This is a genomic window from Halanaerobium sp. (genome assembly GCF_003070835.1).
On record NZ_QBLR01000226.1, the window covers coordinates 1 to 5561 of the forward strand.

5 protein-coding genes are annotated in these 5561 nt (G+C 35.3%); all 5 read left to right on the plus strand.

Going from position 1 to position 5561, the window contains the following annotated elements:
- Positions 1 to 183: 183 nt before the first annotated feature.
- The 5 genes from CI949_RS15950 (at position 184) to CI949_RS15970 (ending at position 5546) form a co-directional block, all read left to right on the plus strand.
- Positions 184 to 2541: a flagellin gene (locus CI949_RS15950; RefSeq protein ID WP_290768106.1), complete on the plus strand. Its 2358-nt coding sequence runs from the start codon at positions 184 to 186 to the stop codon at positions 2539 to 2541.
- A gap of 98 nt (positions 2542 to 2639) precedes the next feature.
- A complete protein-coding gene (locus CI949_RS15955; RefSeq protein ID WP_290768108.1) occupies positions 2640 to 3008 on the plus strand; it encodes a flagellar protein FlaG in 369 nt (122 codons plus the stop codon).
- A 16-nt stretch (positions 3009 to 3024) separates the two neighbouring features.
- Complete coding sequence (gene fliD, locus CI949_RS15960) at positions 3025 to 4434, plus strand: flagellar filament capping protein FliD (RefSeq protein ID WP_290768110.1); 1410 nt, start codon at positions 3025 to 3027, stop codon at positions 4432 to 4434.
- Between the two features lie 85 nt (positions 4435 to 4519).
- Positions 4520 to 5098, plus strand: coding sequence for a hypothetical protein (locus CI949_RS15965; protein ID WP_290768112.1), 579 nt, complete (start codon positions 4520 to 4522; stop codon positions 5096 to 5098).
- Positions 5099 to 5111: 13 nt separating this feature from the next.
- Entirely contained in the window at positions 5112 to 5546 is a 435-nt protein-coding gene (locus CI949_RS15970; protein ID WP_089720452.1) for a hypothetical protein, read from the plus strand.
- The last annotated feature ends 15 nt before the right edge of the window (positions 5547 to 5561 follow it).

The following is a 5561-nucleotide window of genomic DNA, read 5'->3' on the forward strand; positions in this document are numbered from 1 at the left end:
AATTTTTAGTTACTTTTATAACTATGGTTTAAAAATCCCATAGTTGTAATGGTTACTAAAACACCGTTGCTGGCAACACTATCGGCCGAAGTGTTGCTGTGGAGGTGCTCATATAACCAAAACAAATTAGATGAACTGGCAAGGATGCCAGGAAAAACACAAAATTTCAAGGAGGAATAAATAATGAGAATTAATACGAATGTTGCCGCTTTAAACTCTTATAATCAATTAAACAATACTAATAACAATCTGAGTAAATCTTTAGAAAGATTATCCTCAGGTAAAAGAATCAACGGTGCTGCTGATGACGCTGCAGGACTTGCTATTAGTGAGAAGATGAACTCCCAGACAAGAGGTCTGGCACAGGCTCAGAGAAACTCACAGGATGGTATTTCAATGATTCAGACTGCTGAGGGTGCTCTTAAAGAAACACACTCTATTCTTCAGAGAATGCGTGAACTATCAGTTCAGGCAGCTAACGATACCAACACTAATGAAGATAGAGCAGAAATTCAAAATGAGATTAATCAGTTAAATGATGAAATTGATCGTATAGGTAATACTACAGAATTTAACACTAAGAAATTATTGAACGGTAATATTTCTGTAGCAACATCAAGTAATAATGATAGTCTAAATGTAGAAAATACTACAACTGATACTAAAGATGGTGTTTATTCAGTTGATTACAGTAATATTGCTACCAAAGCTTCAGTTGGGAATGTAGATACAGCTGTTTCAGCTCTTACTCAAGATGCCACAGTTAATGTTAATGGAACAGAGATAGACTTACTTCAAAATGATAATGCTGGTGATGTAGTAGATAAGATTAATAATAAGTCAGAAGCTACTGGAGTTACAGCTACAGTTGGAGATAATGGTGGAATTAAACTTGTTAGCAATGAACGTGGAGCAGATCAGAAAATTGATGTAACTGCTTCCAACCAGACTATGAGAGAACTTGGTTTAGTGGATAACAGTGGTGCTGATATGGATACTACTACTACTTCTTTATCTGATGTAGGAACAGATTCTACTGGATTTATTAATGGGGCAGAAGCAGATTCCGATGGCACAGGATTATCACTTGTAAATACTGATAATAATGCTGAAGGTTTATCTACTGATCTATCTGTTAAAGAAAATGCTGGAACTGAATCATTTGTATTTGATAATAGCAATGGTCCTTCTACATTTACCATTAATGGTACAGATGTAGAAATAGCAAAAGGTACAGACATTGACACAGCTGTTGATCAGATTAACGAGAGAAGTTCAGAATTAGGTGTAACAGCAAGTAAAGATTCTAATGGAGAGTTACAACTTGCAAGTAATATAAAAGGTGAAGACGCTGAATTTGATGTAACTTATCAGCAAAGTTACTCTTTTGAATATACATCTGATGCTGCAGATGCTGATATTAGTTTGCAGGGTGTTCTTGCAGATGGTAGTGCAGGTGCTGCTACAGTGGCAACTATTACTGGTGGTAGTGATATTGATGCAGCTATAACTACAATAAATGCTGATTCTGGAACAACTGGAGTTCAAGCTAGTAAGTCTGATGATGGTAATAGCATTGTTCTTGAAAGTGTAGGTTTGAATTCTGAAAGCGGTACAAATCAAGTTGTTGTTGCTAATGGTACTGCACAAACTGCTAGTGTTCTTGGTGCTACTGTAGGGACATACGCCCAGAATTCTGAAGCAGCACAAAGTGTAGAAGGATCTATTGATGAAACAGTTGGTACTTCTGCAACATCTACTTCTAATTCAATTTCTATTGCAGATACAGATTCTACTTCTCTTAGTACACTGGGTACATTTGGGGCAACTGATACTTTTACTGTTCAAGGAACCACTGCAGATGGAACTAGTGGTGAATCTAAAGAATATACGGTAGGATCATTGACTTTAGATGGATTAGCAAGTGCAATCAATGCAGATTCTGATACTACTGGAGTAAAAGCAGAAATAAGTGGCACTGCAAGTGATTATACAATAGAACTTAGTTCTGTAGATACAGGTGCAGATGCATCTCTTACTGTAACAGATGGTACTGGAACTCCAATTGCTGATAATGGTCTTACAACTGGAACAATCCAAAATGGAAACAATGGTTCAGCTGATGGTAGTGTAACAGTAAGCAACGAAAATGTTCTTAGTTTCCAAATTGGTGCCAATGAAAATCAGAACATGAATATAGATATTAAAGACATGCGTTCTGAAAGCTTAGGAGTTAGTAATATTGATGTTACAACTGCTGAAGGAGCAGGAGAAGCTATCTCTACAATTGATGAAGCAATTGGGAATGTTTCTTCAGAACGTTCTAAGCTTGGTGCTTTCCAGAACAGATTAGATCACACAATCAATAATCTGAACACATCTGAAGAAAACCTAACTGCTGCTGAGTCACGTATTAGTGATGTAGATATGGCTAGAGAAATGATGAACATGAGTAAGCAGCAAATTCTGTCTCAAGCTGGTACAGCTATGTTAGCTCAAGCTAATCAGTTACCACAGGGAGTACTTCAGTTACTCGGTTAATTTCTTGAAGAGAATAAAATATAATATAGCTTAAATAATAAAAATAAGCCGGCCGGTTATCCGGCTGGCTTATTTTTTAAGAAAGGGTGGAAGCTATTATGAAAGCAAATAGTATTGACTCGCTTTCCAGCCAGCAGTATTTAAATAAAACTAATAATAACAGTAATAATGATACTAAAAAAATAGTTAGTGATAAAACAAAAGAATCTCTTCAGGAAGAATTAAATAAAAACTCAAAAAGCCTAGAAGAAGAGGTTAAAGACACAGTAAAAGATGTAAATGAAATTGTAAAAAAAGTTAAAGAAGGACTTTCTTTTCAAATCCACGAAGACACAGAAGAATTAATGGTGCAGGTAGTTGATCTAAAGACAGATGAAGTAATAAAAGAACTACCACCGGAAGAAATGCTGGATTTGAAAGCTAGAATACACGAAATGGTTGGGATTTTAATTGATGAAAAAGTTTAGAAAGAAGGTGTTTTAAATGAGCTTTGCTTTAGATGGTTTAGCAACTGGAATGGATACAACTTCTATAATCAATCAGCTAGTTGCGGTAGAAAGGCAGCCAATTCAGCGGTATGAAGAAGAAATTTTAGAACTGCAAACTACAAAAGACGCCTGGAGAGATATAAATAGCCGCTTAAGTAATTTAGAAAATAAAGTTACTCCATTAAAATTATCATCTACTTTTAATTCTAATACAGCTAACAGCAGCAACGAGGGAGTAGTAACTGCAACAGCAAGTAATGGTGCAGATGAAGCAGCTTATTCGGTCACTGTTCATGAAACTGCTAAAAGTCAAAGGATGTTTGGATCTCAATTAGAAGGCTTTTCTGCAGCAGCAAAAGATGAGATAACTATAAATTCTACTAAAATTGGAATTAATGCTGGAGATTCTTTAAAAGATATAAGCAGTAAGATAAATGAAGCAGAGGCTGGAGTTAAAGCATCTATAGTAGATAACCGTTTAGTTTTAGAAACTTCTGAAACTGGTGAAGTTAATGCTCTAGATCCTGCTGATACAAGCTCTATTAGTGCTCAAGGTACTATCTTAAAAGACTTAGGTATTTTGGGAGAAGATGTTGATGGAAATAAAATAATAGCCAATGAAGCTCAGAAGGCTACCAATGCAGAAATCGATATCAATGGCATCAGTGGTATTACAAGTGCTACTAATACATTTTCCGATACAGTAGAAGATGTTACTTTTAATATCAATCCAGATGCACTAGTAAGTTCTGAAACTGGGACAGCTTTTTCAGCTATCTCTGTAACTAAAGATACTGATAAAGCAGTGAATGCTGTCCAGGGTTTTGTAGATCAGTACAATAGTGTAATGAACTTTGTTGATGGTAAGACAGATTATGATGAAGAGCAAGAAAAAGCTCAGATATTACAGGGTGACAGTACAGCTATGAGGCTGCAGATGAAGCTGAGAACAATGGTAACTTCTAAAGTTAAAGACTCAGGAGAATTAAAAACACTTTCTTCAGTCGGTATAGAAATTGATAGAGATGGTGTAATGAGTTTTGACAGTGCAAAGTTTAAAGAAGCTTTTAATGAAACACCAGATGAAGTTTCCGATATCTTTAGAGCGAGTAGTGATACTGATGGTTTTGATGGTATGGCTCAAAGAATGGATGGTTACTTAGATCAGCTAATGCAGACCAATAGTGGTTTGATTCCAAGGAGACTTGACTTCTTTGATAATCGAATCAGCAGTCTTAATGAGGATATAGAAGATGTAGAAAGAAAAGTTGAGTTAACAAGAGATAGATATGTGGAACAGTTTGCTGCAATGGAATCAGCTATCTCAGATATGAATCAGCAGATGAGCTGGATGGAGAGTCAGCTGTCAAGTATGAGTGTCAATACTCAAAGTCAAAGCAAATAAAAAGAAGAATTGTTCAGGAGGAGAAAGTTTAGGCTAGTTTAGTAAACATTCTCCTCTAATTTTATTTAGGGAAGGAAAATATATTATGAAGATTTACATAAACGAGAATGTAATAGAAGCAGAAGAGATAAATGAAAAGAATGAAATATTAGAGTTAGTGGAATCCAAGTTAGATAATGAAATAGTAGATACAATCCATCTTGATGATGTTGAGGTTTCTTTAGAATACTTTCAAGAAAATGAACTTGATCTAGAAAGAATATATAAGATAAAGTTTGAAAGCAAAAAAGTTGAGCAGTTAATAACTGAAACCCTTAAAGAAGCAGAAAACTATCTGCCTAAATTAAAGAATGCTTTAAACAACTCAGCTGAACTTTTCAAAAACGATAAGGAAGCAGATGCTTCTGATCTGCTGGATAAGACTCTAGAAGGTATCCAGTGGTATCTGGAAGTTATCAATGGTATAATATCCTTAATAGATAATGAAGAGCTAAAAGATAAAGGTAATAAGATACTATCTGATTTTACTCAGGCACTGAATAGAGCTATGGTAGCCCTGCAGAATGAGAATTATGATTATCTGGGAGATCTATTGGAAGTAGAAATGATGGAATATCTTGATAAGTTAAGTGACTTTAATCAGGAATTATTAGAAGAAAACTAAAGAGGTGACCAAAATGTCTGCTGTAGAAAAAATTAACTCTGTTTTAACCCAAATTAAAAATGTAATTCATAATCAAATAAATCAGCTTGATGAAAGAAATGTTCAGAACGAGAAGGATCTAAAAGGTGACAGATTTACCAAATCACAGCAGCCAGCCAAAGTCACCTATGACCTGGAAGATATTGCAGCTAAAGATGCGGTTAAAAGACCTATTAAGATTAACGACAGCAATAATATCTTTTTTATCAACCACAATAACCGCAATAGGGCTGTAAAAATAGACCCGGGAGAATATAATTTAACAGAAATTCAAGCTGCTCTTCAGCACCAGGTTAACGAAGAGTTTGGAATTGGTAAAGTCAGTCTTAAGATGACTGCCTCCGGTTCAGATCGCTTTATCTATGCTGAAGATAAGAAGGAAGAGCATGTTTTGGATGAGCAGGTGTAGGTAAGTTAGAAGTTA